The sequence below is a fragment of the Microcoleus sp. D2_18a_B4 genome (assembly GCF_036702475.1).
GTDB lineage: Bacteria > Cyanobacteriota > Cyanobacteriia > Cyanobacteriales > Microcoleaceae > Microcoleus.
Genome location: NZ_JAUBTL010000005.1, coordinates 169,150 through 193,504, shown reverse-complemented (window position 1 = coordinate 193,504; position 24,355 = coordinate 169,150). Strand labels below are relative to the sequence as shown.

Annotated in this window: 26 protein-coding genes; 12 read left to right on the top strand and 14 right to left on the bottom strand. The window is 46.4% G+C overall.

The window, feature by feature from the left end; translation table 11 throughout:
- Positions 1-158: 158 nt before the first annotated feature.
- The 3 genes from QUB04_RS04985 (at position 159) to QUB04_RS04975 (ending at position 2,957) form a co-directional block, all read left to right on the top strand.
- Positions 159-1,421, top strand: a complete 1,263-nt coding sequence (locus QUB04_RS04985) for a SufS family cysteine desulfurase (RefSeq protein WP_333207045.1) — start codon at positions 159-161, stop codon at positions 1,419-1,421.
- A gap of 140 nt (positions 1,422-1,561) precedes the next feature.
- Positions 1,562-2,053: an Imm1 family immunity protein gene (locus QUB04_RS04980; protein WP_333281781.1), complete on the top strand. Its 492-nt coding sequence runs from the start codon at positions 1,562-1,564 to the stop codon at positions 2,051-2,053.
- 271 nt (positions 2,054-2,324) lie between these two features.
- Entirely contained in the window at positions 2,325-2,957 is a 633-nt protein-coding gene (locus QUB04_RS04975) for a Uma2 family endonuclease (RefSeq protein WP_333281777.1), read from the top strand.
- A 60-nt stretch (positions 2,958-3,017) separates the two neighbouring features.
- On the opposite strand, the gene QUB04_RS04970 is transcribed toward QUB04_RS04975, so the two are convergent.
- A complete protein-coding gene (locus tag QUB04_RS04970; protein WP_333281774.1) occupies positions 3,018-3,842 on the bottom strand; it encodes an NAD-dependent epimerase/dehydratase family protein in 825 nt (274 codons plus the stop codon).
- Positions 3,843-3,921: 79 nt separating this feature from the next.
- On the opposite strand from QUB04_RS04970, the gene QUB04_RS04965 reads away from it, so the two are divergent.
- Complete coding sequence (locus QUB04_RS04965) at positions 3,922-4,809, top strand: DUF1232 domain-containing protein (protein WP_333281771.1); 888 nt, start codon at positions 3,922-3,924, stop codon at positions 4,807-4,809.
- A gap of 164 nt (positions 4,810-4,973) precedes the next feature.
- Here QUB04_RS04965 and QUB04_RS04960 read toward each other — a convergent pair whose 3' ends face one another.
- Positions 4,974-5,288, bottom strand: coding sequence for a zinc ribbon domain-containing protein (locus QUB04_RS04960; protein WP_333052014.1), 315 nt, complete (start codon positions 5,286-5,288; stop codon positions 4,974-4,976).
- A gap of 144 nt (positions 5,289-5,432) precedes the next feature.
- Complete coding sequence (locus QUB04_RS04955) at positions 5,433-5,585, bottom strand: hypothetical protein (RefSeq protein WP_333281768.1); 153 nt, start codon at positions 5,583-5,585, stop codon at positions 5,433-5,435.
- A gap of 72 nt (positions 5,586-5,657) precedes the next feature.
- Here QUB04_RS04955 and QUB04_RS04950 point away from each other — a divergent pair, with 72 nt between their 5' ends.
- From QUB04_RS04950 to QUB04_RS04935, 4 genes are all read left to right on the top strand, one after another.
- Positions 5,658-6,239 (top strand): hypothetical protein, encoded by a 582-nt coding sequence (locus QUB04_RS04950; RefSeq protein ID WP_333259581.1) that lies wholly within the window; start codon positions 5,658-5,660, stop codon positions 6,237-6,239.
- Positions 6,240-6,699: 460 nt separating this feature from the next.
- Positions 6,700-7,173 carry a TspO/MBR family protein gene (locus QUB04_RS04945; protein WP_333281765.1) on the top strand — a complete coding sequence of 158 codons (474 nt, stop codon included), beginning with the start codon at positions 6,700-6,702 and terminating at the stop codon, positions 7,171-7,173.
- Positions 7,174-7,179: 6 nt separating this feature from the next.
- The gene (locus QUB04_RS04940) at positions 7,180-7,665 is read left to right on the top strand and encodes an AAA family ATPase (protein ID WP_333281763.1); all 486 of its coding nucleotides are present in this window, start codon (positions 7,180-7,182) and stop codon (positions 7,663-7,665) included.
- Positions 7,646-8,401 carry a tRNA(His) guanylyltransferase Thg1 family protein gene (locus QUB04_RS04935; RefSeq protein WP_333281760.1) on the top strand — a complete coding sequence of 252 codons (756 nt, stop codon included), beginning with the start codon at positions 7,646-7,648 and terminating at the stop codon, positions 8,399-8,401. Before QUB04_RS04940 ends, QUB04_RS04935 begins: the two co-directional genes overlap by 20 nt.
- Here QUB04_RS04935 and QUB04_RS04930 read toward each other — a convergent pair.
- The 4 genes from QUB04_RS04930 to hslO all read right to left on the bottom strand — a co-directional run bounded on the left by QUB04_RS04930 (position 8,370) and on the right by hslO (position 11,861).
- A complete protein-coding gene (locus tag QUB04_RS04930) occupies positions 8,370-8,549 on the bottom strand; it encodes a hypothetical protein (RefSeq protein ID WP_333281757.1) in 180 nt (59 codons plus the stop codon). The genes QUB04_RS04935 and QUB04_RS04930 overlap by 32 nt on opposite strands.
- A 102-nt stretch (positions 8,550-8,651) precedes the next feature.
- Positions 8,652-10,715, bottom strand: coding sequence for a hypothetical protein (locus tag QUB04_RS04925; RefSeq protein WP_333281755.1), 2,064 nt, complete (start codon positions 10,713-10,715; stop codon positions 8,652-8,654).
- Positions 10,712-10,933: a hypothetical protein gene (locus QUB04_RS04920; RefSeq protein WP_333281753.1), complete on the bottom strand. Its 222-nt coding sequence runs from the start codon at positions 10,931-10,933 to the stop codon at positions 10,712-10,714. Before QUB04_RS04920 ends, QUB04_RS04925 begins: the two co-directional genes overlap by 4 nt.
- Positions 10,934-10,961: 28 nt before the next feature.
- Positions 10,962-11,861 (bottom strand): Hsp33 family molecular chaperone HslO, encoded by a 900-nt coding sequence (gene hslO, locus QUB04_RS04915; protein WP_333281750.1) that lies wholly within the window; start codon positions 11,859-11,861, stop codon positions 10,962-10,964.
- A 543-nt stretch (positions 11,862-12,404) separates the two neighbouring features.
- On the opposite strand from hslO, the gene QUB04_RS04910 reads away from it, so the two are divergent.
- Entirely contained in the window at positions 12,405-13,058 is a 654-nt protein-coding gene (locus QUB04_RS04910; RefSeq protein WP_333281746.1) for a Crp/Fnr family transcriptional regulator, read from the top strand.
- An 18-nt stretch (positions 13,059-13,076) separates the two neighbouring features.
- On the opposite strand, the gene QUB04_RS04905 is transcribed toward QUB04_RS04910, so the two are convergent.
- Together QUB04_RS04905 and QUB04_RS04900 are read right to left on the bottom strand one after the other, a co-directional pair.
- Positions 13,077-15,974, bottom strand: coding sequence for a CHAT domain-containing tetratricopeptide repeat protein (locus QUB04_RS04905; protein ID WP_333281743.1), 2,898 nt, complete (start codon positions 15,972-15,974; stop codon positions 13,077-13,079).
- Positions 15,975-16,422: 448 nt separating this feature from the next.
- Positions 16,423-17,643 (bottom strand): FtsW/RodA/SpoVE family cell cycle protein, encoded by a 1,221-nt coding sequence (locus tag QUB04_RS04900; RefSeq protein ID WP_333281740.1) that lies wholly within the window; start codon positions 17,641-17,643, stop codon positions 16,423-16,425.
- A gap of 36 nt (positions 17,644-17,679) precedes the next feature.
- On the opposite strand from QUB04_RS04900, the gene QUB04_RS04895 reads away from it, so the two are divergent.
- A complete protein-coding gene (locus QUB04_RS04895; RefSeq protein ID WP_333109525.1) occupies positions 17,680-18,099 on the top strand; it encodes an EamA family transporter in 420 nt (139 codons plus the stop codon).
- Here QUB04_RS04895 and QUB04_RS04890 read toward each other — a convergent pair.
- From QUB04_RS04890 to apcA, 4 genes are all read right to left on the bottom strand, one after another.
- Positions 18,096-19,160, bottom strand: a complete 1,065-nt coding sequence (locus QUB04_RS04890; RefSeq protein WP_333281737.1) for a transposase — start codon at positions 19,158-19,160, stop codon at positions 18,096-18,098. The two genes, QUB04_RS04895 and QUB04_RS04890, sit on opposite strands and share 4 nt — an antisense overlap.
- Before the next feature lie 398 nt (positions 19,161-19,558).
- Positions 19,559-19,762, bottom strand: a complete 204-nt coding sequence (locus QUB04_RS04885) for a phycobilisome linker polypeptide (RefSeq protein WP_006634929.1) — start codon at positions 19,760-19,762, stop codon at positions 19,559-19,561.
- Between the two features lie 340 nt (positions 19,763-20,102).
- Complete coding sequence (gene apcB / locus QUB04_RS04880) at positions 20,103-20,588, bottom strand: allophycocyanin subunit beta (RefSeq protein WP_006634930.1); 486 nt, start codon at positions 20,586-20,588, stop codon at positions 20,103-20,105.
- Between the two features lie 176 nt (positions 20,589-20,764).
- On the bottom strand, positions 20,765-21,250 hold the full coding sequence (gene apcA / locus QUB04_RS04875) for an allophycocyanin subunit alpha (protein ID WP_333036136.1): 486 nt from the start codon (positions 21,248-21,250) through the stop codon (positions 20,765-20,767).
- Between the two features lie 594 nt (positions 21,251-21,844).
- Here apcA and QUB04_RS04870 point away from each other — a divergent pair.
- Together QUB04_RS04870 and QUB04_RS04865 are read left to right on the top strand one after the other, a co-directional pair.
- Positions 21,845-22,027 (top strand): hypothetical protein, encoded by a 183-nt coding sequence (locus QUB04_RS04870; protein ID WP_333281734.1) that lies wholly within the window; start codon positions 21,845-21,847, stop codon positions 22,025-22,027.
- Between the two features lie 283 nt (positions 22,028-22,310).
- Entirely contained in the window at positions 22,311-23,543 is a 1,233-nt protein-coding gene (locus tag QUB04_RS04865) for a hypothetical protein (protein WP_333281731.1), read from the top strand.
- Positions 23,544-23,740: 197 nt separating this feature from the next.
- Here QUB04_RS04865 and QUB04_RS04860 read toward each other — a convergent pair whose 3' ends face one another.
- Positions 23,741-24,325 carry an endonuclease dU gene (locus QUB04_RS04860; RefSeq protein WP_333281728.1) on the bottom strand — a complete coding sequence of 195 codons (585 nt, stop codon included), beginning with the start codon at positions 24,323-24,325 and terminating at the stop codon, positions 23,741-23,743.
- Positions 24,326-24,355 lie beyond the last annotated feature (30 nt).

Genomic DNA, 24,355 nt, shown 5'->3' with positions numbered 1-24,355 from the left:
ATCGCCTGATTGTCGGTATGATCGAATCAATGACGTGGCGATCGCCTGACTCACTCTTTTAAGATACAAGGGGCGGGTTTCACGAATAATAATTGCCTAAAGCCAACAATCTCGTAAACCCGCCCCCACCCAACGACAAATCACTAACTTCAAAAAATATGACACTTATTCAAGAAAAAACACTTGCATCAAAAGTTCGCGGCGACTTCCCAATTTTGAATGAAAAAGTTAACGGTAAACCGCTAGTTTATTTAGACAATGCAGCTACTTCTCAAAAACCCCTAGCTGTGCTCAACGCTTGGCGTGATTACTACGGACAATACAATGCAAACGTCCACCGCGGCGCTCACACTCTCAGTGCCAAAGCGACTGATGCTTACGAAGGTGCGAGAGACAAAGTTGCGGCGTTTGTAAATGCGGCGTCGCGGCAAGAAATTGTTTACACTCGCAACGCCACCGAAGCGATTAATTTGGTTGCTTATTCTTGGGGTTTGAGCAATCTGCAAGCCGGAGATGAAATTATCCTGTCGGTAATGGAACACCACAGCAATCTCGTTCCCTGGCAAATGATGGCTCAAAGAACCGGTGCGGTGCTGAAGTTTGTCGAGTTAACGGAAACTAACGAGTTTGATTTGGAACAGTTTAAAACCCTGATTTCCCATAAAACTAAATTGGTGTCAACCGTTCACGTTTCTAATACTTTGGGCTGCATCAGTCCAGTCAAAGAAATCTGCAAAATTGCCCACAGTTTCGGCGCAAGAGTTTTAATTGATGCTTGCCAAAGCGTGCCGCACATGATAGTAGATGTGCAAGCAATAGATTGCGATTGGCTGGTTGCTTCCGGTCACAAAATGTGCGCTCCGACTGGCATCGGTTTTCTGTACGGTAAGCTGGACTTGCTGAGAGAAATGCCTCCGTTTTTCGGCGGGGGCGAGATGATTGCTGACGTGTTTCTCGATTATTCCACCTATGCCGATTTGCCACACAAATTTGAGGCCGGCACGCCTGCAATCGGCGAGGCGATCGCCCTTGGTGCAGCAATCGATTATCTTAGTAACATTGGCATGGATAAGATTCACGCTTGCGAAGCAGAATTGAATGCTTATATGTTCCAACAATTGCGGCAAATTCCCGAAATCAAAATTTACGGCCCGCAACCAGACAGCAACGGCGAAGGTAGGGCAGCTTTGGCGGCATTTACAGCCGGAGAAATTCACCCTCAAGACTTGTCTACCATGTTAGATCAGGAGGGAGTCGCGATTCGTTCCGGGCATCACTGCACGCAAGCTTTGCACCGCTATTTGAACGTTTCATCTACTGCCAGAGCGAGTTTGTATTTTTACAATACTCGCGAAGAGATTGATGTGTTTGTGAAAGCGTTGAAAGAGACGATCGACTTTTTTGCTGGGATTATGGGATAATTTGGTGGGTGATGGTGCGCGGGTAGAAATTGAGAAGCGATCGCCCTTTTTTTGACCGCAGACGAAGGCAGATGAACACGGATGAACGCGGATGAAGAAGAGAGCGATCGCACCCCAAATACAAGGAGGCGATAATGTTTGTGTTAAACCTATCAGCCGAAAATTGGGTGGGCAACCAGGATGAAGGTGACTTAATAGAAAGTCCTACTTGGAGTCAAATAGAACAAGCCATCCGCGAGTTAAATGGGAAAACTAAAACTTTAGTTACCTTGGGTGCAGATGACGAGTGTTATATGAGCATTGGTGGCGGCGAATCCGGCAAATATATTGTTAACGTAACTTTTGATAACGTTAGCTTCCATAATTTAGTAGATCCATCAAAACCAGATGCAATAGAAAAGCTAGTTATCGGCGGACAAGAAGGTAATTATTCTGCCAAAATGTGTGTGAAATTAGAGACTGCACTGTTGGCAGCTCAAACATTTACCCAGGGCTGTTTCATTCTCCGTAGGGGCAAACCCCCCGTGGTTGCCCCCATGTCTGAAACGCCTGTGAAATCGTCTGTGGGGGGGCGGGCACGGGGGCACCGCCCCTACAAAATCGCGATTTTCGTAAGAATGAAACCGCCCTGAACATTTACCGTATCACGACAACTTCAAATATCACTGTCTTGGGAAGAAGAGAAAGAATTAGTAATGCTGTGATCAAATAAGATTTAACACAACCTAAGTGAAGTGCGATCGCCCTTTCATCCATCCGCGTTCCTCCGCATCTATCAGCCTGCATCTGCGGTAAAAAAAAGACCGGGAAGCGCAGCTATCCCGTAAAAAATCGCCCTTTTGATAGTATCTGGGCCTGTGGTAAAATAAAACTAGAGTTTTCTCAGCTCAAGGAGATTTTGAGATGATTGCTACTACTTCAAGTTTAGCCGAACAGAGAACACTGCTAGAAAACATTAGCTGGCAGACCTTTGAAACGTTGCTCAAAGAAATAGGCGATAAGCGAGGTTATCGCATAGCTTACGATGAAGGGAGACTGGAAATTATGGCGCCACTATTTGAACATGAGAACTACAAGAGCAATTTCGGTAATTTCATCCTTGCTTTAGCAGAAGAACTCGACATTGAAATTAAAAGTGCTGGCTCAACTACTCTCAAACTCAAAAATGCCAAAAAAGGCATAGAACCAGATAACTGTTATTATATCCAAAATGAAGCAGCAGTTAGAGGCAGGCAAGAACTAGATTTAGAAACTGCCCCACCGCCAGACTTAGCAATTGAAATAGATATTACCAGCAGTTCAGTTGATAAGTTGGCCATTTACTCCGCACTTCGTGTCCCGGAACTCTGGCTATATAACGGGCGAGTTTTGAAATTTTATCAGTTGGTAGAAACTGAATATATTGAGCGCGACTTTAGTATTGCTTTTCCCTTTGTATCGGTAGTAGAAATGGCTGGGTTTTTCAGTCGGACTCAAACGATAGGAGAAATTGCTTTGCTGAAATCCTTTAGAACTTGGGTTAAAGGGAAAATATAATATTCTCTAGCAAGGTGCGCCGTGCACACCCTACATAATTAGGTGCTGCGCCCAAGACTATTAAAACTCCCTAATTTCAGGATGGATAAACTGATAACCAGCCGCCTTAATCTTTTGATTCGACACCCTCGCATTATAAGGCCGCACGCTAGGACTTCCATCCCAAGAAACTTTAGGCAAATTATTAGCTTCAAAAATGCGATCGAGCAATTCACCACTGGATAGCGACACATCCCCGACTAAATTGTAAATTCCCTGCAATCCATTTTCCCAAGCAAAAGTTAACCCCCCAACAATATCATCTCGATGCACCCAATTAGTAACATCTTCCCCCCTACCGGGACGAGTGCTCCCAGCCCAACCTCCAAAGATTTTAACTAATTCTCGCCCAGGCCCATAAATTCCTCCCAAACGGAGAATGCAGACGTGAAGATTGGGACTAGATGCTGCTAATAAAACCCGTTCTGTTTCTGCGAGAATTTCACCATTTGGATTAGCAGGCGCTACGGGTGATTCTTCATTTACCAATTCACCTTGGCGATCGCCATACACAGAATAAGTAGCCGTATAAATAACCTGCTTTACTGTCGGTATCTGCTGCAAAACCGATACTAAAGTTGTCGCAGTATCTAAATAACTTTCCCGATAAGCATGAGGATTTCGGGCACCGACGCACAGCATAACAGCATCTTGTTCTTGGAGTACAGAGGCGATCGCATCTTTGTCATTTCCCTTGAGCACGGCTACCCGCTGCGCGACACCCTCCAACTCAACTACTCGCGTCGCCGTCGTAGTTGTCGCCGTCACGGTACAATCAGATTTGCCGCGTAAATGTTTGGCTGTCGCAGTACCCACATAGCCACAGCCGACGATCGCAACTTTCATAAAAAATTCTCCATTGTGTCATGCTCTCTAAAATTATTGCCGGTTTCTGAAATCATGGCGCGCTGAGTTTTGTGGTAAAATGCAAAGCGTCGTTATCAATCGGAGTAGCATCGTGTCCGAGAGAGATATTTTTGCCACATCCTCAGAAAGCGAACTTTTAGCTTTTTATGGTTCTTTGTTTGCGATCGCAGCCGCCGATGGTTCCGTTGATATTGACGAACTAGATTTGTTGTTTAAAACCATAAATTTAGACAAATTTTCTGACTCTGCAAAGACTCAAATCCAATCCTACACAGCCAGTCCCCCATCACTCAGCGACTGTTTGCAAACACTCAGCCAGTCAGAAGAACCGCTGCGTTTGGGAGTCATGTATTTTTTAATTAACATTGCTGGGGCAAATAAGACGCTGCATCCCGCAGAAAGCGAGGCGATCCAATCGGCAAAAAAACTGCTGGCGGTTTCCGACTTGCAAATCCCAGCCATGCAGGAATTCATCGCAGACATGAAACAAATACAGGAGGCTGCCCCTAAGAAAAATCAGGTTTCAGCCTCCTTCAATTCCGCTGTTTCCCAGCTTAAAACTAAGGGCATTCCTCTCGATTTGATCGACCGAAAAGGAACCACAACAAATCTCAGCAACCCCAAAATCAACTATTCAGATGAAAGTTTTTGGACTAAACTTAAAAACTTTGCTTTAACCGCAGGAAGAGAAGTAGTTGAAAAAGCTTTGATTCTCTACTATACGGCTCAGAACCCAAACGTGCCTGCTTGGGCCAAAGGAGTTGTAGTTGGAGCTTTGACCTATTTTATATCTCCTGTCGATGCCATTCCCGATGTATTAGTTGGTATCGGGTTCACCGACGATTTGGGAGTATTGCTGGCGGCAATAGCTACTGTTTCAGTATACATTAATGCTGATACTAAAGAACAAGCTAAACAAAAAATGAAAGATTGGTTTGGTAAATAATATTAGAAGTCAGTAGTCAGTAGTCAGTAGTCATTAGTCAGTAGTCAGTAGTCAGTAGTCAGTAGTCAGTAGTCATTAGTCAGTAGTCATTAGTCATTAGTCATTAGTCATTAGGAATAATTACCAATTACCAATGACCGATTACCAATTACCAATTACCGAGTTCAGTCTTTAATCGGCTTACCATCTCGATTGACAATACGGCTTTCACCATCCTTAGCCGTGACATTTTCATAAACCCCTTCATCCCGCTTCACGTACTTGCTGAACCCCTGATTTTTATAATCGGTGTCCGATGTCGGCTTCATCAACCTCGGAGCGCTCAGCAGCCGGCGTACCGGAGCATCTGCGGGAGTCTCCCCGGGTTCGCGCTTAGCCAACTCGCACAGTTGGCCCCAAGTCGAAACTTCCAGGTTCATGCTGTGCCAAACTTCTAACTGCTGGTTGTTTTCGGGACACAAATAATCGTATACAGGCATACTAAGAATCTCGTTTGCAACTACTAAAATTACTAATTGCACGGTTATGGAGAATATTATAGCTCAACCTTACTAAAAATTCAACCCTAAAAATCAAACTTTACTATTTTTAACGGTTGTTGAAACCTTAAATCAGCTATATTATTAACCCAGTGTGCTTGCTCCCGGATGCGATCGAGACAAAGCGCAAAAGTACCCTACCCTGAAATCCTCTGACTCGATCGCACGATCGCACGATCGACGGCTAGCAAATGCCCGCAAGACTTCCGTGAATGCCGTCAAAGGATTGATCATCATTTTCAGACTGTACGCAAATCACAGATTCTAAGTTTCAAATTTATTTATTTACTCACCAGCGAGGATTTACCGATGAGCGATTTCAAAGTTACCCCAGAAGTAGAGCTGAATACAGCTCAAATGTTAGAGCGATACCAACTGCAAGATGAGACAAATCTGCGACGTTGGGCAAAACTGCACGGCATTAACAGCACTCGCGGTTTCTTCTATCCCAGTGAAGTAGATTTGATGGATCACGCTCACCACCATCTTTACAATTTGGGAATGAGCATTGCTGACTACCAAAGTCTTTTAGACCGGCGCCGCAGCCATTCCCAGACTCCGGGCGACCAAAATAAAACAGTAGCAAGTCAAGTTGCTGACGAAGCATACGATGCCATAGAAACGCTAACCGATCAGTATGCTGAAGCTATTGATTTAATGGGAGAACGTATAGCAGACCATTTCATAGATGAACTCGATTTATCTGTGATGCGACACCTTTCTCAAAAAGTGAAAGACCGCCGCACTCTCAACGGTCAAACTAAAAAGCCTAACCGTTTTCTCCAAGTGATTAAAGCCGTGTTGCAACCGAGCAGCGAAAATACGCTTCTGGTTCCCAAAAAAGAGGATGACTCTAGTTTAGAATTAGAACAGCATCATCGGCTCGGCTAGTCGCCGATTTTTTTGAAAGACTAAGAGACTTTTCGTTCAATTTACTGGTCAAATTTACTGAAAAGCAGACCCGAACCCTCCCCTTGTCAAGGGGAGGGAGCAAGAGTCAATCGATTTTAGATTTTAGATTTTAGATTAAAGAATTGAAGCATTGACCCCACAGATAAATTGGGGGGGCAAGTTTCATCGGATACAGGTTTTTTATTTCTGGGTCCTGAGTCTGCGAAGGAATGAATCCGGGGGCTTGTATCCTGGATGCTTTCGGTCACATTTTTTATATTATGAAGGGGAACTGAAGAGAATAAATTAACGTTTCCCAGAAGTCTAAATAACTTTTAAACTGATGTTGGGTTTTGCGAATCAGCCAAACCTAATATAACTGCGGACAGATGGCGCGATCGCCAAAATTAGAGATAATATCTGCAGAATTGAACCTGTCAACCTCGCCCAAGGTAAAAAAATGATTAAATCCTGGATGGTAATTGGAGGCGTCGCCTTTGTAGTAGCTTTAGCTGCTAGCTTAATCCCGCCCAGGGACATCCAATGGTTCAACCGCTTGCAGCGTCCGAGATGGCTAGTATTTGAAAGAGCAATTCCCCTAATTTGGACAGTGATTTTTATTTGTGCAGCTTGGTCAGCAGTGATTGTTTGGGAAAAAGAACCAGGAACTCAGGAGACTTGGCTGAGAATGGGTTTGTACCTGCTTTTAGAAATAGTAACTATGTCTTACACCTCGGTTATGTGCAAAGTTAGGAGCTTAAAAGTCGGCACAATAATCGGCGGAACGGGCGCTATTTTAAGCGTAATCCTAGCTTTAACTGTGTTGCCAGTTTCCGAGCCTGCCGCCCTGTTATTGCTGCCTTACATACTTTGGAGTCCGATCGGCACTTACACCACTTGGGTAATGATGCACCTGAATCCGGCGGATGTTTAGCCTGTCATGGAATTAGTCATTTTAATGGGATTGCAAGCATCGGGAAAAAGCACATTTTTTCGCGACTATTTAGCTGCCACGCACGTTTTGGTAAGCAAAGATTTAATGCGAAACAATAAAAATAAATCGCGCCGACAAATTCAATTAATTGAAAATGCACTGCAAGCAGGTCATTCAGTCGCTGTTGATAATACCAATCCCGAAGTTCTAGATCGCAAGCCGCTGATTGATACGGGTCGCACCTATAATGCCAAAATCATCGGTTACTACTTTGAATCAATAGTCAGCGACTGTTTAGCTCGAAATCAAAAGCGATCGGGCAAATCTCAAGTTCCAGACATAGCAATTTATGCTACTATAAAAAAAATGGTATTGCCCAGTTACGGCGAAGGGTTTGAACGGCTGTTTTGGGCCCGCATAGCAGAAAACTTAACCTTTGAAGTAAAAACCTGGCCCGCAGAGGAAATTATTCATGGACAATCAGACATTTGAAAAAAAAATGCGCGAGCTTGAATATTTTCACAGCCTGCGTTTATTGCCGGGAACTCACACAGTAATTCGCGCCGACGGTCGCAGCTTTTCCAAATTTACTTCCTCAAGTTTTGATAAGCCTTTCGACTTAAAATTCCACGAATTAATGGTGGAAACTGCCAAAGCGCTCCTGTCAGAACTAGACGGCATTTACGCTTATACCGAAAGTGACGAAATCTCAGTTTTGTTTCCTCCAGATTGGGATTTATTTGACCGCAGCTTAGAAAAAATTGTCTCTATTTCTGCCAGTATTGCCAGTGCAACTTTCACTCGCGCCGCCCAAACAGCAGTCAGTTTTGACAGCCGCATTTGTTCTGCAGCCAACAAATCGCAAGTAGTAGATTATTTTCTATGGCGCCAAGCAGATGCAGCGCGGTGCGCTTTGAATGGCTGGAGTTATTGGATGCTGCGAAAAAATGGCGAAACTGGTGAAAATGCAGCAGTTATATTAGACAAACAATCGGTGGCTTTCAAAAACGAATTGCTATTTCAAAACGGAATTAACTTTAACGAAGTGCCGGCTTGGCAGCGCCGGGGAACGGGAGTGTATTGGGAAAAATACGAGAAACCAGGTTATAACCCGATCGAAGGCAAAGAAGTTGTGGCAGTGCGGCGGCGACTCAAAGTCGATGAAGAGCTGCCCGTGAAAGATGAATACAAAGAATTTATTTACCAATTTTTAAATGTTGGCGATTAACGATTAAGGATATCTTGTCAAATCCGCTGGCAATTGATGAATTCTTAGTCGGTTTTAACTGAGATGTTGCACCATTCTCAATTAGTCTTTTATGAACAGGCTTTTCGGCCTGTTCCACAATAAAATTTATATTTTGTGGAACAGGCATCTTGCCTGTTGCTGACAATGGTGCAAGATGTGAGTTTTAACCGAATGCAAGCTGTGAGAGGGGGGTTTAAACCCCCGCCCAATCTCCGGCAAACCAGTTAACCTAGCGATTGCCAGAGCTGGTAGGAGGCTCAGTTTCCGGCGGTTCAGGAGGGGGAGATTCAGACTCAGGAGGATTCAGCGACTCCTCCCAAACTTTGATTTGCGATCGAGCTTGCTCAAAAGCCCGAGTACCCGAAGGAATTTTCTTCAAAGTCGCGATCGCCCCAGCCAGATCCGACGACGACTGTTCCACACCAAGCGCCAAAATCCGCTGGCTCCACTCATCAATCGCCTCACTCGCCTGCCAACGGAGCGGACTCGACTCGGGAACCTGACTTGCGAGCCCAATTGCCGTTTGCAAAGCGTCAGCAGTCCCGGATCGGGCGGTCTGACGGGCGTTCTGCAAACCTTGCTCGCCCTGAAATTGAGCCTCCCAAGTCCGAATGTTCGATCGAGCTTCCTCATAAAGCACCCGTCCCGATCGAATCCGGCGGGCCATCTCAATTGCCCCCGCCAAATTGCCGCCCGCCGCTAGCTGCTGAGCTCTATCCAAAAACGGCTGGTCAACAAGCCGCTGTCTCCTCTCGATCCAAGCTTGAATTTTGGCTTGAGCTTCCACGTAAAGCGCCCTACCTCTACCGATCCGAGAAGCTTGAGCAACGGCGGCTTCCAGAGCATTCGGATCGCCCGTACTTGCCAAATCGTTCGCTCTTTGCAAATACGGACTGTCTTCCAGCAGCTCGATTTGACGGCTCAAGGTGCTAATTTGACTGCGAGCTTCCGAAGCGCGGGGATTTGATTCCGGGACTGTTTGCAATTGCGCGATCGCAGCCCTCAAATCATTTACCCCACCAGGCGCCGCCAGCCTGCTTGCCATATCCAAAACTTTGACATCAGCCATTTCTTGCTGCCAGCGGCCGACTAAATCTTGAGCTTGTTTGTATAAAGGGCGGCCGGAATTCAACTTTTGAGCAATCTCGATCGCCTTGGAGAAACCCTCAACAGAGCCAGTAGAAGCCTGAGAAGTAGCATTCGCCAACTGGTTAAAATCCTGTACTTGTTCCCTTAAATTTGCCGACTCTGGAATCTTGTTAGCGATCGCGACCGCCTGCTCCCAATCCCCTGCCTGCAAGCGTTTTTGGGCGATCTCCAGAATTTTCTTGCTAAATTCCGCGATCGCCTTATTGGCAGCTTGATACAAATAACTGTTTTGACCAATTCCCTGAGCCAGCTTAATCCCCTTCACCAGATTGTCGAGACCTCCCTCGGAGGCTGTATTGCGGGCTTTTACCAACTTATTGCCCTCAGCCCGAGTCGTCTGAATTAGCTTAGTCAATTCCTCGTACTTAGCCGATTCCCAGAAAGTATTTCCCAAATCCAAAAGCAGAGTAGCTTGGCTGAAAGCCTGCGTCCACTCTTCCTGACGCAAGTGGTCTTCAGCCGTGCGGTAAATTTTCTCTGCATCGCTCCATATCGACTGCCACTTTTCAATCTGCTTTTCCATCTTCGGGTAAGCGGGAACGTTTTTAGGAACCTTGCGAGCGAGCGCAATCGCCTCCTCCAGCTTTCCTTCTTGGAAAGTAGCATTTCCCAGTCTAAGAATATCCTCCGACCACCGATCGATTTGAGTGTTAATTCTCGGCCGCAGCGGATGGTTTTGTGGCAAAGCATTCACTAATTCGATCGCCCTGAGCAAATCATCCGCCGTCCGCTTGCTTGCTGCTTCTTGAGCACAAAAAAAGCGATCGTTAGCAGAAGCCGTCGGCCAAAAAATCTTTGAGCAATTGGACTGCGAGGTCAGGTTGAGTAAAGACGCAATTGCCACAAACCCCATACCCACCGATAGCATCAAACTCACCGCCAGCCAAAACTGCCACTTATTCGACCAGTTCCGCCACAACGGATTGTGTTCCCCCGGCGGCTGCGAGTTTTCCCCAGACAAATTCGGCGGTAGTTCCAGATGCCCTCCCGGCAGTTTTCCCGAAGTAACCAATTCTCGAAGCTCTTTAAGTCGTTCAGCCCGGTTTTTCCTTGCTGGTAGCCGCACCAGCGACGAAGTATCCTTTGTTGACTCCAAGGATTCTGATGCAGACCAACGGCCTGATGTTTTGCGATCTTGACTCATATCCTCACCACAAACAACAACCAGCCTGTCTTAATTATTTCAAAACAGCGATCGCTGCTATTGACTGCTCTATAGAATGTATTCATCACTTTTAAATACTCGTGCAGGCGAAAGACTAAAAGAGCCGATCGCCAAACCGCCAAAATCAAAATTTTGTGATTAGGTAATTGATAATGCGTAATTGGCAATTGGTCAAGGCCGTCATCCCTAACTCGCACTCAATAGAGCCAATTACACATTATCGTCTCAAGAACCGGAGTTTGAGCGCAAATCGCCGATGAGTTCCGCAAGTTGGTCGCTATTAGCTTTGTAAACCTCGTTGCAGAAATGGCACGTAGCCTCAGCCCCCCCATCTTTTTCAATCATGTCTTGGAGTTCGGCTTCGCCCAACATTTTCAAAGCTCCCAAAACTCGATCGAACGAACAGCCACAGTCAAAGCGCACCATCTGAGTTTCCGGGAAAATTTCCAGCCCCATATCTCCCAGTAACTCTTCGAGAATCTGGTGCAGCGTTTTGCCCGATCGCAGCAGTGGCGTAAAGCCCGACAATTGAGCAACTCTAGATTCTAAAGTTTGCACCAATTTTTCGTCCGTTGCCGCCTTCGGCAGAACCTGCAACAGCACACCCCCAGACGCTTCTACCCCGCCCGCCCCTACAAACACCCCCAAAACCAGAGCCGAAGGCGTTTGCTCCGAGGTTGCCAAATAGTGAGTCAGATCGTCGCCAATTTCGCCGGAAACCAATTCTACCGTACTTGAGTAAGGGAAGCCGTATCCAACGTCCCGCACCACGTACAAATAACCGTCACCTATTGCTCCGCCGACATCGAGTTTGCCTTTAGCATTGGGCGGCAATTCCACTTCGGGATTGTCCACATAACCTCGAACCGTTCCATCCAGTCCCGCATCAATCAGAAGCCCGCCCAGCGGCCCATCTCCTTTGATGCGAATGTTGACTCTCGATTCGGGCCGCTTCATGCTGGAGGCGAGTAACAGCCCCGCCGACATTGTGCGCCCAAGGGCCGCTGTAGCCACGTAGGAGAGCTTATGCCGCCGTCTTGCTTCTTCGGTGAGGCGGGTGGAAATAACCGCTACAGCGCGAATTCCGCCCTCTGCGGCTGTAGCGCGAATTAATTGATCGGCCATGAAAAACCTTACTTTGTCTTTTGATACCTTCTTGAACTATTTTATAAGTTCTTGAAGGTTGTGGCAGCAGAGAGCAGCACTTGACTCAGCGGGCCTGGATGTGCGATCGAGCTTCAGAACTCGCCTCTGTTTTCTATAAAACCTTGATTAATCAACTCTTTATTAACAAATATTCGGGCTCATTCTTCCACTTAAATATTTATTTAAGATGCCCGGAATAACGAGTGCATTTATTTTCCACAATCCACCGTCTTCTCAGTCTTTTTATAACAACTAACAACTAACAACTAACAACTAACAACTACTGACTAATGACTAATGACTAATGACTAATGACTACTGACTACTGACTAACAACTAACAACTACTGACTAATGACTAATGACTAATGACTAATGACTAATGACTACTGACTAATGACTAATGACTAATGACTAAAGCTTATCTTGGCGCTAACCAGACGATTACCTAACCTTTACCTTGGCCGGTTAGAGTCAGAGGCGTAGGTCTCAGACCAATGTTTTTTAGCTGGAAATAAGGGATATGCCACCAACATCCAAAGCACTTTTAGCGGAAATCCAGCATAACACAGGAGCGAGTCGAAACTTGCATTTTTATGCCAAGGGCGAAACCATCCCTATGATGCCGCAAGGCCTTTGGCGAGTCTGTCAAGGTCTAGCACAACTGAGTACGCTTTATCCAACCGGGGAAGAAGGACTTTTGGGTTGGGTTGGGCCTTCGATGTGCTTCGGTTTGTGGTTGACAAGCTTGCAGACTTACCGAGCTACGGCGACATCAGATATTTATTTGATGTGGTATTCTATGGTGGAAATCGAAGCTTCTCCTCAATTGGCTCACGAGTTGCTGCCTCAAATGGTACGGCGGCTGCGACAAATGGAAGCAATTTTAGCGATCGCCGGACAGCGGCGAGTAGATGACCGTTTGTATCAGCTACTGCTATTATTGCAACAGGAATTCGGTCAGCCTGTGGTTGAGGGAACTCGTTTGAATATCCGCTTGACACATCAAGATATTGCTAATGCGATTTGCACGACGCGGGTAACAGTAACTCGAATGCTGGGAAAATTGCAGCAACAAGGGTTAATCAGTCGAGATGGCGATCGGCATTTAATTCTTAACAAAGATGTTTTTGCGTCCACCTCCGATTTGTTTGGCTGCAACCCTCAAGCAGTGTAGCAAGCGCAGAAAAAAATCTTATTCTGCTTCGCCAATCAGCGTAAACGCCCCCCAATCTTGCGGAGTTGGGTGCATCTTCATTGTAATCAGCATTGCTTGCCGCAAAGCTTGAGCTTTATTAGGGTTTAGCTGTAACTGGCGATAGAATTCTGCCATTAATTCCGCTGTCGCAGCATCGGGTACTAACCACAGAGAAACGATAATACTAGGAACTCCAGCACTAATTAAAGCACGAGATAACCCAACCACCCCATCACCTGTGAGTTTTCCTCTGCCAGTATTGCAAGCACTTAATACCACTAATTCAGCATTTAATTTGAAATCCAATATTTCGCTCGAAGTCAGCAATCCGTCATCATTTTCTGATGGAGCCAGGGCGATCGCTCCCGGTAAATCTCGCCTCTTCACTTCATTGAGTAATCCGTGAGTTGCCAGATGAATAATCCGGGCTTTTAGCATCTGTTGAACAATCGATGATTTAGTCGCTTGAGCGCCTGTAATCGGTTGAGTCTTCAGAAGTTGGGCAATTGTAATTGCTTCCCGTTCGCTGCCCGGTAAGGGATCTAATTGGCGCGGCGGGTTGCCAATTTTGGGCATAATTGGATTGCCGACGACGAGGTTATTTTGCAGAGAAAGTTGTCGGGCTTTTTGCCGCGATTGGCGGGTGAACTGTAAAATTTGAATGGCGGGAGCGGTGAGGATGGTATGTTTTTCAATCAAATATTGACCTGTCGGATCTTGTAAGGCGACAAAGGGAACTAAAAACAGGGATTGATGGGGAATGAAGATGACAGGAGCATTCGGGTCAGTAGGTAAAAGATCGGCAATGGGTTGAATGAGTAGTTGATAAATTTGCTGTAATTTGGGGTAGATTATGCGAGAATTAGCAGGGGTAGAAGCAGGGGGATTAGCCGCTTGTCGATTGGCAGTGTCCCCCGATACACCCAGAGCATCGCGAGTGCCGCGAATCATCTCAGCTAATGCTGTATCTTCCTCGTTTAATCCTCTCCTCCCGGTAGCAGCAGATACTCTTGTCTCTTCGGTGGCTTCGGGTAGATTGATGTAGAGAGATTTGAGGTTAACGGAGCGAAAGGTAATTTCACCAGTCGGCTTGATGACCCAAATATAAAGGGCTTCATTCCCAATAGTTGAATACTCGACGAGGGTAGCGTTTTGCTCTTTAGCGATTTGTTGAATTTGCTGGATATTGGGCGGGTCGATCGTAGTTGCGATCGAGGCAGATGGGGCTTGGCGAGATGCCAATAACTCCACAAAAGCTCTGGCTCTACCCCGTTCGGCAATTTCTAAAGCGTCATTAGTTTTTTTCTGAGCAATGAAGACTTTTTGTAAAATGACGTAGGGGTTAGTTTGAGTTTCAAAGATTGACACTTTATTGGCATCGTCTAATCCAGCACGGAGAGATTCGGAAACTTTAATACTATCAAGTAGGGTTTTCTCTGCTGCTGGGAGATTGCCAGAGTTGGCGAGAGCAACTCCTAGATTGTTGAGAGCTGTCCCCTCGCTTGGGCGGTCTTTAATTTCTCGCGCGATCGCCAACCACTGCTGAGTGTACTCGATGGCTTTGGCGTAGTCGCCGAGGGAATAGTAAGCAAGTCCCAGACTTCCCAGAGCCTCCCCCTCGCTTTGGCGGTCTTTAATTTCTCGCGCGATCGCCAACTCCTGCTGAGCGTACTCGATGGCTTTGGCGTAGTCGCCCAGGAAAAGGTAAGCATTTCCCAGATTTCCCAGAGCTTTCCCCTCGCTTTGGCGGTCTTTAATTTCTCGCGCGATCACCAACTGTTGCTGAGCGTACGCGAGCGCTTGGGCGTAGTTGCCGAGTTTACGGTAAGCAATTCCCATATTTCCCAGAGCTTTCCCCTCGCTTTGGCGGTCTTTAATTTCTCGCGCGATCGCCAACTTCTGCTGAGCGTACTCGATCGCTTTGGCGTAGTCGCCGAGGGAATAGTAAGCACTTCCCAGATTTCCCAGAGCCGCCCCCTCGCTTTTGCGGTCTTTAATTTCTCGCGCGATCGCCAACAACTGCTGAGTGTACTCGATGGCTTTGGCGTAGTCGCCGAGGGAATCGTAAGCATTTCCCAGATGTCCCAGAGCTGTCCCCTCGCTTTGGCGGTCTTTAATTTCTCGCGCGATCGCCAACTGCTGCTGAGCGTACTCGATGGCTTTGGCGTAGTCGCCGAGGTCATTGTAAGCAATTCCCAGATTTCCCAGAGCTTTCCCCTCGCTTTGGCGGTCTTTAATTTCTCGCGCGATCGCCAACTGCTGCTGAGCGGACTTAATTTCTTCAGCGTAGCGGTCGAGGTTGTAGATGGTATCGTAAGCACTTCTCAAATTTCTGTCAGCTTCTACCTCACTTCGGCTGTCATTAATTTCTCGTGCGATCGCCAACTGCTGCTGAGCGTAATCAAGGGCTTTGGCGTAGTTGCCTAGATAATAGTAAGCTTCTTTCAAAATTCCCAGAGCTCTCCCCTCACTTCGGCGGTCATTAATTTCTCGTGCGATCGCCAACTGCTGCTGAGCGTAATCAAGGGCTTTGGCGTAATCGCCGAGGTGACTGTAAGCACGTCCCAGACTTTCGAGAGCCCACCCTTCAGCTTGGCGGTTTTTAATTTCCCTATAAATTATTAGTGCCTGTTGCAAAGACTGTAATCCAGCTTGAAATTGACGACTCTGATACTGCTGATGCCCTTGGTCGGACAGTCGGTCTGCTTCAGCTTTCCGCTCAGCTTGCGTCTGAGCCAAGGCCTGAGAATTGATGATTTTAAATTGAGAATTAGGGATAAATCGAAACTCACCTATAGTCAGCGCCGCTAAGATTGAGATCAGTCCCGACCATCCTATTTTTTGCAGTTTCATAACTTTTGAGTCGCCTCTGGTTTGAGTATCCGCTTGACGCATCTAAAATATTGCTAACACTTATTAAAGCTCAAATGCCACTCCATGAGAATTGTTTGTCTTAATTTTCATCTCGCTATCTACAGCAATAGATTGGCAGCCCGAAACGATACAATTAAGCGGTGCATCTATTTAGGACTAAACTCAATGGCTAACTCAACTCCAGAAACACCGCAACCAGACAAAAAAGAATTAGCTGACATCACAGCTAAACCTCAAGAACAACAAGAAGAACCGCCAAATAAGGGTGACGGGCGGAAATAGTCGATCGACATTCATCTGTGACGATATAAATCTCGAATTGCCTTAAGATCGCCTACTTCTTTTTTTCTCAAAATCTGTGTTCTTCCCTACAATACCGGTTCCTATAAATTGGTATTCTGCCAGTAGTTTTTAAGTAATAAACTAACCCGATTTTTGCCAAAAACCGGGTTAGTTTGCTATTGACAAATTATTCAGTTTGTGTATTGGGGTTGTTCGATCGCAACTTCGGCTTTCCCGGCTTTTCACGGAGACCGTTTAAAGAAACCACATCAGCCTCAGAACTCTCCCTAGCCACCCGAATCAGCAACCCCGACAACAACAAACTCGCCAACATCGAAGAACCCCCGTAACTAAAAAACGGCAGCGGCAAACCCGTAGTCGGCAAAACCCCCGTCGCCACCCCAATATTCAGCAGCGACTGTCCCACCATCACCACCATCACCCCAATCGCCACCAACTGACTTTCAATATTTCGAGCCTTCATCGCTACCCTCAAAGCCACAGTAGAGTAAGCCGCTAACATCAGCAATAGCGAGAAACCTCCCACCAAACCAAACTCCTCAGCAAACACAGCAAAAATAAAATCGCTGTACTGAATCGGCAAATAAAATAACTTTTGCTGCGACATCCCCAAACCCACGCCCCAAATGCCCCCTGAACCGACAGCCAGCAGACTTTGAATCAACTGATAGCCGTCTTGCATCGGATCAGCCCAAGGATTGAGAAAAGACATAATCCGGCGACGCTGATATTCCCTCAAACTAATACTTAAAACGGCTAAAAGCATTCCCCCCATAGCCGTTGCGCCCAACTGCAAGTAAGGCAAGCCCGCAGCCAAAGCCACCAACCACAAAGTCATCCCGCACAAAGCCGTGGTACTTAAATTTGGCTGCAACAAAATTCCCAAAAGCATTGCACCGAAAATTAACAGCCAAGTTAAGCGAACTTTATTCGTCAACCGGGACCAGTTGCCGAAAATGCGGGCGCTTTGGAGAACAAAAAACGGTTTGATCAATTCAGAAGGTTGAATAATCGGAACCGGGCCCAAAGATATCCAGCGAGTCGCCCCGTTGATTGTGGTTCCCACCCCCGGAACCAAGGTCAGCCACAGCAATCCCAGCAGCAACAAAACGCCTAACTGAGCTGTTTTGAGCAGGTAGCGCAGGGGGGAGTATACCATCAAGTTAAAACCGGCCAGCCCGATCGCCACTGCGATTAGCTGTCGTTTAAAATAATAAAGGCCGTCTCCAAATTCATAATTTGCAATGGGATAGGAAGCCGAAAACAATGCTGTCAGCCCGACAAACAGCCACAGGAAAGTCAGCCAGCGCAGCCAGCGGGCCTCAGCGGCCCATTGAGACGCGCTGGGGTCAAAAAAGGGAATCAAGCGTCGAATGTCATTAGCCATAGGATTTTAGAATGATCTCAATAAACTCTAACAAAGATGGCTAAAGTACCAGATTGGTTAATTTACGCATTAATCTGTTCGCTATTATATGGTTTGTGGGGATTTTTTGGCAATTTAGCGACTAAATATATTGACTACAAAACTGCTTTTGTTTATGAAGCAATTGGCGCTATCTTAACTACTTTATTTATTATTATCCAAACTAATAATTTTAGTTTTGAGGGAGATGTTAGGGGAATTTTGTTTGCCATGTTAGTTGGCGTTTGTGGCACTGTGGCATCATTAGTATTTTTTATAGCCCTTGGCAAAGGTGAAGTTGCCAATGTAGTGAGTGTTACGTCTATCTACCCGCTGATTACTATATTATTATCGTCTTTATTCTTGAAAGAGGCTATTACATTACCACAAATGCTTGCTGTTTTGTTAGCGATAATCGCAGTTATACTTTCTGCTTAGTAAATTACCCAGCACGCTCCCTGAGTACAGGTACAGTGTGGGCTTTCAATAGCCCTGAAATGATCTTGCACATTGCAAAACAATCTCGAACCTTCGGGCTTATTTACGAAAGCCCCAATAGCAGCAATATTCTTACTGCCGTTTAAGTCGGCATCACCTTTCCATCCACAATGACCACAAGCAAACTTTTTGCCGTTTCTATAAGATTCACCCTTTACAGGGTGAATATGATTGCATTTGTGGCACATTTGGCTAGTGTATCTAGGCTCAACAAACAAAATCTTTACGCTATGCTTTATAGCTGTGTAGATTAGGAATTGGCGCAACTGAAAGAAGGCCCAGCTATTGAATCGTCTCCGCTCTTTTTTCGAGCGTGGCTGCTGGTTTGTGCGCTCCCTAATTCCCGTCAAATCTTCCAAAGCGATAACTTGATTTTTGTTTTTAGCCTTAGTTACGACACGGTGACTGATAGTGTGGTTTACCAATGTCTGAAAACGCTTTTCCTTGCCCGACAACCGTTTCAACAATTCTCGACATCTACGCCGAGTGCTGCGCGTGCCTTTCGTGGCTTTTCGCTGGATATTTGCTCTCAACTTGGCATAATGATTTCTAACTTTGGTAATTTGTTTACCGCTAAATGTATCTCCATCAGAAGTAACTGCAATATCAGTCCTACCCAAGTCACAACCCAAAACTTGATTGCTGGGTGGAGGCTCGGCTGGCTGAGATTCAAGCTGAATATTAAGATAGTAACTGCCATTTTTGCGTTTGCACAAAGTAGCAGTCTTGGGGTTTTGACCTTCCAATAATCCAAGTTGGTAGTTCCCGATAGCCAGTGCAAACCTTTCCCTACCACCAGTAGTAGTCAGACTTACTGTCCAATCTTTTTCCCTAAAAGAAAAGATACGGGTATCGTAAGTGACGCTAGTAGGAGCAAATTTGTTAACAGGCTTCCCATCTTTTTTAGCTGTTTTTCTGTTGCCAGAAACCCGTCTAATAGCATGGATTGCTAGCTGCGCCGAAAGTCCAAACATCTCTCTGACATCGTGATATACCTGCATATTGCATCGCCAATTCATTTGTCAGGGTTGGCGGCACAGTTTGATTCACATATTCACAAGCATTAGCGAACGCCTGAAGGGTTGCATCAATTTTGATGGACTGCTCAGGCGTTACTTGGAGCTTGCAAGATACTGTCAGGACTTGTTTCATGACAAGATTGTATTACGTATTGAATAAATTCTGTTGCGTTTATAGATAATTTGTTCAGCTCTTGAGCCTCACGCGCATTCCTCCCGACACTCAACGGGGTACCGTTAGAGTGCGGGACTCCTGCTGTTTTAGTTGAAATATTTGTCAATGATTAAATTAACAACGCTGGGCATTCTTTCTTCTGCTATAACAAACAAAAAAGAGGTCATAGCGACCTCTTACCCCTCTATTAATCCAGCTTCGGCTCTTAAAGTAGGCCGGTATTAGCTCCGGGCTTACCGGTAGCCAGTTGCACTTTAATAATTCTGCCGCCCATTTTCATAATTCTTTGCTGTTCCCGGAACCAGTTGTCGTAAGGAACGAGCTTAGTAAAATAGGTATTTTGCAATTCGCGCTGAGTGCGGATGCGGGTTTGACTTGGGACGCAAGCAGTCACCTTAAACATTCTCATGGGAAACTAACTCCTGAGTAGGTTTACAGATTATTAGATGGATTTTTTAAAGATTGAAGGCAGGGAGTTAGGAGTCAAAACTAGCTCGTTAAAACTCGTCGGGCTTTCTCGGCAAGCCTTTGACGGTCTAGCAATCACTCTCAACTTCCCTGACCTCTTTTCAAAGCCAAAGGTAACAAGTCCAAAGTAAAAAGTTAAAAGTTAAAAGAGGCAAGAAATAAATCTTCTTCCTTCTTCCGACTTCCATCGGACTGAAATCTGTTACATCCGTTACATCCGTTACATCCGTTACAGAATCCGTTGCCGAACTTCCTTCTTCCTTCTTCCTTCTTCCTGAGTCTTAGCTCAAGCCAGAGCAGATGTAGTCGAAATAGACGCCCATTTCTTTACCAGCGTCAGAACCGACCAAACCGGCGGTGACTTCTTTCATTGCTTGGATTGCTTGTACGGTAGAACCGATGGGCACGCCCAAGGAGTTGTAGGTTTCTTTCAAACCGTTGAGCACGCGCTCATCGAGGATGGAAGGGTCGCCAGCTAGCATAGCGTAGGTGGCATAGCGCAGGTAGTAGTCCAAGTCGCGGATGCAAGCTGCATAACGACGAGTGGTGTACATATTGCCGCCGGGACGAGTTACATCAGAGTACAACAGAGACTTAGCAACTGCTTCTTTGACGATTGTGGCTGCATTAGCGCTGATGGCGGTAGCGGCGCGGACGCGCAGTTCGCCAGAAGCAAAGTAGTTCTTGAGCTTGTCTAGAGCGCTGATGTCGAGGTACTTACCTTGAACGTCAGAGGAATTGATAACGGCGGTAATTGCGTCTTGCATGGTTGTCTTGTTTCCTAGAAAGTGGCTGAGTCAGTCCAATTTTGGAGCTAGAATTTGGAATTTGGGATTTGGGATTTGAGATTTTTAACTGGCTGGTTATTTGCAATAGCTTTTAACTTGTTGCCGGCAACCCCCAATTTTTCAATCTAAAATCGAAAACCTAAAATCGAAATTCCTTACTGCATCGCACCGATAACGTAGTCGAAGTAAGAGGAAGCTTCGGAAGCATCTTCTCCAGACAGCAGCGAACTTGCTGCATTTTTCATAGCGCGAACGCCTTCGGCGACGGCTTCAATCGGGGTGCCGAGAGATTTGTACATTTCGCGGACGCCGACAATACCGATTTCTTCGATCGGAGTAATGTCGCCAGCTACGATTCCGTAGGTAATCAAACGCAGGTAGTAGTCCATGTCGCGCAAGCAAGTTGCGGTCATTTCTTCGCCGTAAGCGTTGCCGCCGGGAGAAACAATATCAGGGCGCTTTTGGAAAAGTTGGTCGCCTGCTTGTTTGACGATGCGTTCGCGGGATTCGCTCAAAATTTGGGCGATGCGGACGCGGCGTTCACCAGAGGTGACGAAGCTTTTGATCCGATCTAATTCACCTGGGCTCAAGTAGCGAGCTTCGGCGTCTGCGTTGACGATTGATTTGGTGACGATACTCATCTTGTGTGTACCCGCTGGATATTTTGCTATATGAACTGCTCCGCGCTGAGCTAGCGACGGCGGGCGCTTGCATCCCTTACCTTTCATGCTCAGGCAGGAGCTTTGACTCCGAAGGTCGGACTTTCCACAGCCAGCAACTGTTGAAGTTGTTGGGGGGCGGCTGCCTTCAGTGTTTGACGGCGCTTGTTCTTCACACCGGTGCGCTTGTGAGTGCCCGCACTAAGCCTGTCGCTTACAATACCATAAATGACTGATGCGATCTTTAATTTATGATAAAGATTGCAGCAGGCCACTTAGTGGCGATCGAGTGACTGTCGGACAGTTAGTAAGGATATTGCTCCTCGGACGCAACTACCTCTCGCAAGTATTTTGAGGCATTATGTTCACATTCTGAGTGTTACTGTAATAGTTTGTAACATTCCTTTTCATATTTGGGCCCTCGCTTGGGTCTGAGAAGTTAAAATTTCACAGAGAAAAAATATCTAAAATTACCTCGCAGCAAGGGTTGCAGGCGATTTATACCTCGCGAGGGAGCTGTGACGGGCGAGGGCGCGAGGTTCAAAGGCTTGGGCCTGAGAGGGAGGGAAGCGGGAGATGGGGGGAGACAGCGGGGAGACAGGGGGAGATGTGCGATCGTCTCACATCTTGCACCATTCTCAATCAGTCTTGGACGGGCGGGATCTCTTGCCCAAGGCGTGTCAACTTAAGGTAAAACCGATAGTCCGTCAGGGGTTGAAACCCCTGCCTCAAAGCGAAAGTCCTCTAAAAGAGGACTAATGAATGATTCAGTCCTCTTTTAGAGGACTTTCGCTATTAGACAGGGAATTCATTCCCTGGCGGACTGCCGGGTGAGCGGGAGGACTGGCGGACTAAAAGCTTAAGTTGACACCAATGGCTGCTGCCCAACTTTTACTCCCGGCAAGAACACTCACTCACTCTTTGTGTTTGTGGAACAGGCATCTTGCCTGTTCTCGATCGCGATGCAAGATATAAGAGCATCGGAAATCATGACTTTCGAGCTTGTAGCTAGATTTGACTCTCACTTTTAATCTGGTGCGCCGTGAAAAGAAATCTATCAGCCCTTAAAAAAGCTTTACAGTTTGGCATTAGCGGTGCAGTCGGCGGTTTCGTCGGCAATCTAATCACCGAACCTTTCATGCAGCGACTCCCTGGTTCGGAATCTTTTTTTGACAGTGCTTTTTTTGACAGTGCTTTTTTTGACAGTGTATTGTCTACAGGTCGCTGGTTTGGATTGGTAGGCGGTGGTATTGCTACGGCTATCATGTTCGGCTATTATTACTATATCAAAGGCAAGCCTCAAATTAAACAGGCTTTAAAAAATGGCGGATTGTTTGGTTTAATAGCAGGAGCCATTTCTGGGGCGATCGCCGAAGGTATTTACAGCGGAATTGGCGACGGAAACAACGAATTATTGCGAGTCATTTGCTGGGGAATAGCTGGCAGTTTGTTAGGACTTGGACTTGCACAGCGGATTCCTAATTTGGGGGCGCTTCGCGGCATGGGAGGCGGCGGTGTTGGGGGCGTGTTGGGCGGCTGTTTGTTTATTCTGTTTGCTTACAATTTATCCGGTACAGCAGGCCGTTTAGCTGGGTGTGCTGCGATCGGTTTTTGGATTGGCATCATGTTGGTTGTAGCTGAAACTTTGTTCAACAAAGCTTGGCTGGTAATTAGTTACGATACCGGAGCAAATCGCACTCTCACTCTGGGTTCGGAACCGGTGACTTTTGGCAGTGATGAAAATTTGTCTATTATCTGCATTCCTAATGTTTCGCCCTTGGCTATGCGGTTTGAATTGGAAGCAGGTCAAATTGTTTGCGAGAATGTTGATAGCGGGGCGGTGAGTTATTTGCGATCGGGCGACCAAAAGAAAATCGGCAACTGTACAATTACAGTAGGAAACTCTGACTTGCCAGCCCCAACACCGACCAATCTTCCGCCTACCTTTATATCAGATCAGCCCGCAGTAAATTCTTTTACCAGCGGTCAATTTTCCCTGAAATTAGGAAGTCGAGTTATTCCTCTGAGTGCGGGAACTCAACTATTCACCTCTGACATACCGAGTTTAACAGCCGCAGCATCTAACGGTCTTGTAGCTATAGTCACTTCTCGATCGAGAAACGAGCTTTCGTTAGGATTGACCAATTTGTCCGATCGCGCTTGGTGGGCTACAGACATTCAAGGTGATATAAAAATGGTAGAACCTGAAAGTACCCTGACTTTGGCGTTGGGAACTAAAATCGAATTCGGTGAAATTGACGGCGAAATTGTGTAAGTAAGCGAGTAGAAACTGAGATATTGCACCATTGTCAATAAACCTTTCATGGGCGGGCTCTCCTGCCCAACCCCTACTCCCCACCATAAAATTTCCTCTTTGTGGAACGGGCATCTTGCCCGTTCTTAACGTAAGTCCTGCCCCCAAGAAAATTTACTCTGTGTGGAACGGGCATCTTGCCCGTTCTTAACAACAATTCAAGCAGAACTTCCGCTAACTCCATTAATTACCGCCGCACCAATCAAATGAGCCAAACGCAAAGCTTCAGGAACTTTACCAGTGTCTGTCAAACGCTGGAGCACCCTCGCTATTACTTCGGGTTGTTCGCCGCACACTTGAAAAAAGAAAGGTTCAAAAGCGTGAATTTTACCAGCGCGGCGCAACAATTCTAAACGGTATTCCGAGTCGGGTAAATGGCGGAGGGCTTTTTCAACAGCATCTAAATCTGGTTGGCGGCGCATGACAGCAACGCAAGGAATTTGTAGCCGCGATGCTAACTCAGGAAGGTCAATAATATTGAAGCCGCCGAAAGCAATTCCGTCTAGCAAAACCAGATGCAATTGCGGCAGAAATTTGCCTCCGAGGAGTAGCCCCGAAATAGCATCCGTGGCATCTAATCCGTCTGGCAAAACTTGTCCCCACACCATTCCTTCAAATCGCGTTCCCCCGCAGACTATGCCCGCGATCGACACCAGGCTGCCGCTTGTACGAGAAAACGGAGCATCGTCAAAGCCAATAACCTTAATTGTGCGATCGAGCCTCAGCAAATCTGCCAGTTTCAACTTGGGGAATTCCGTCAGCTAAAGTTTTTG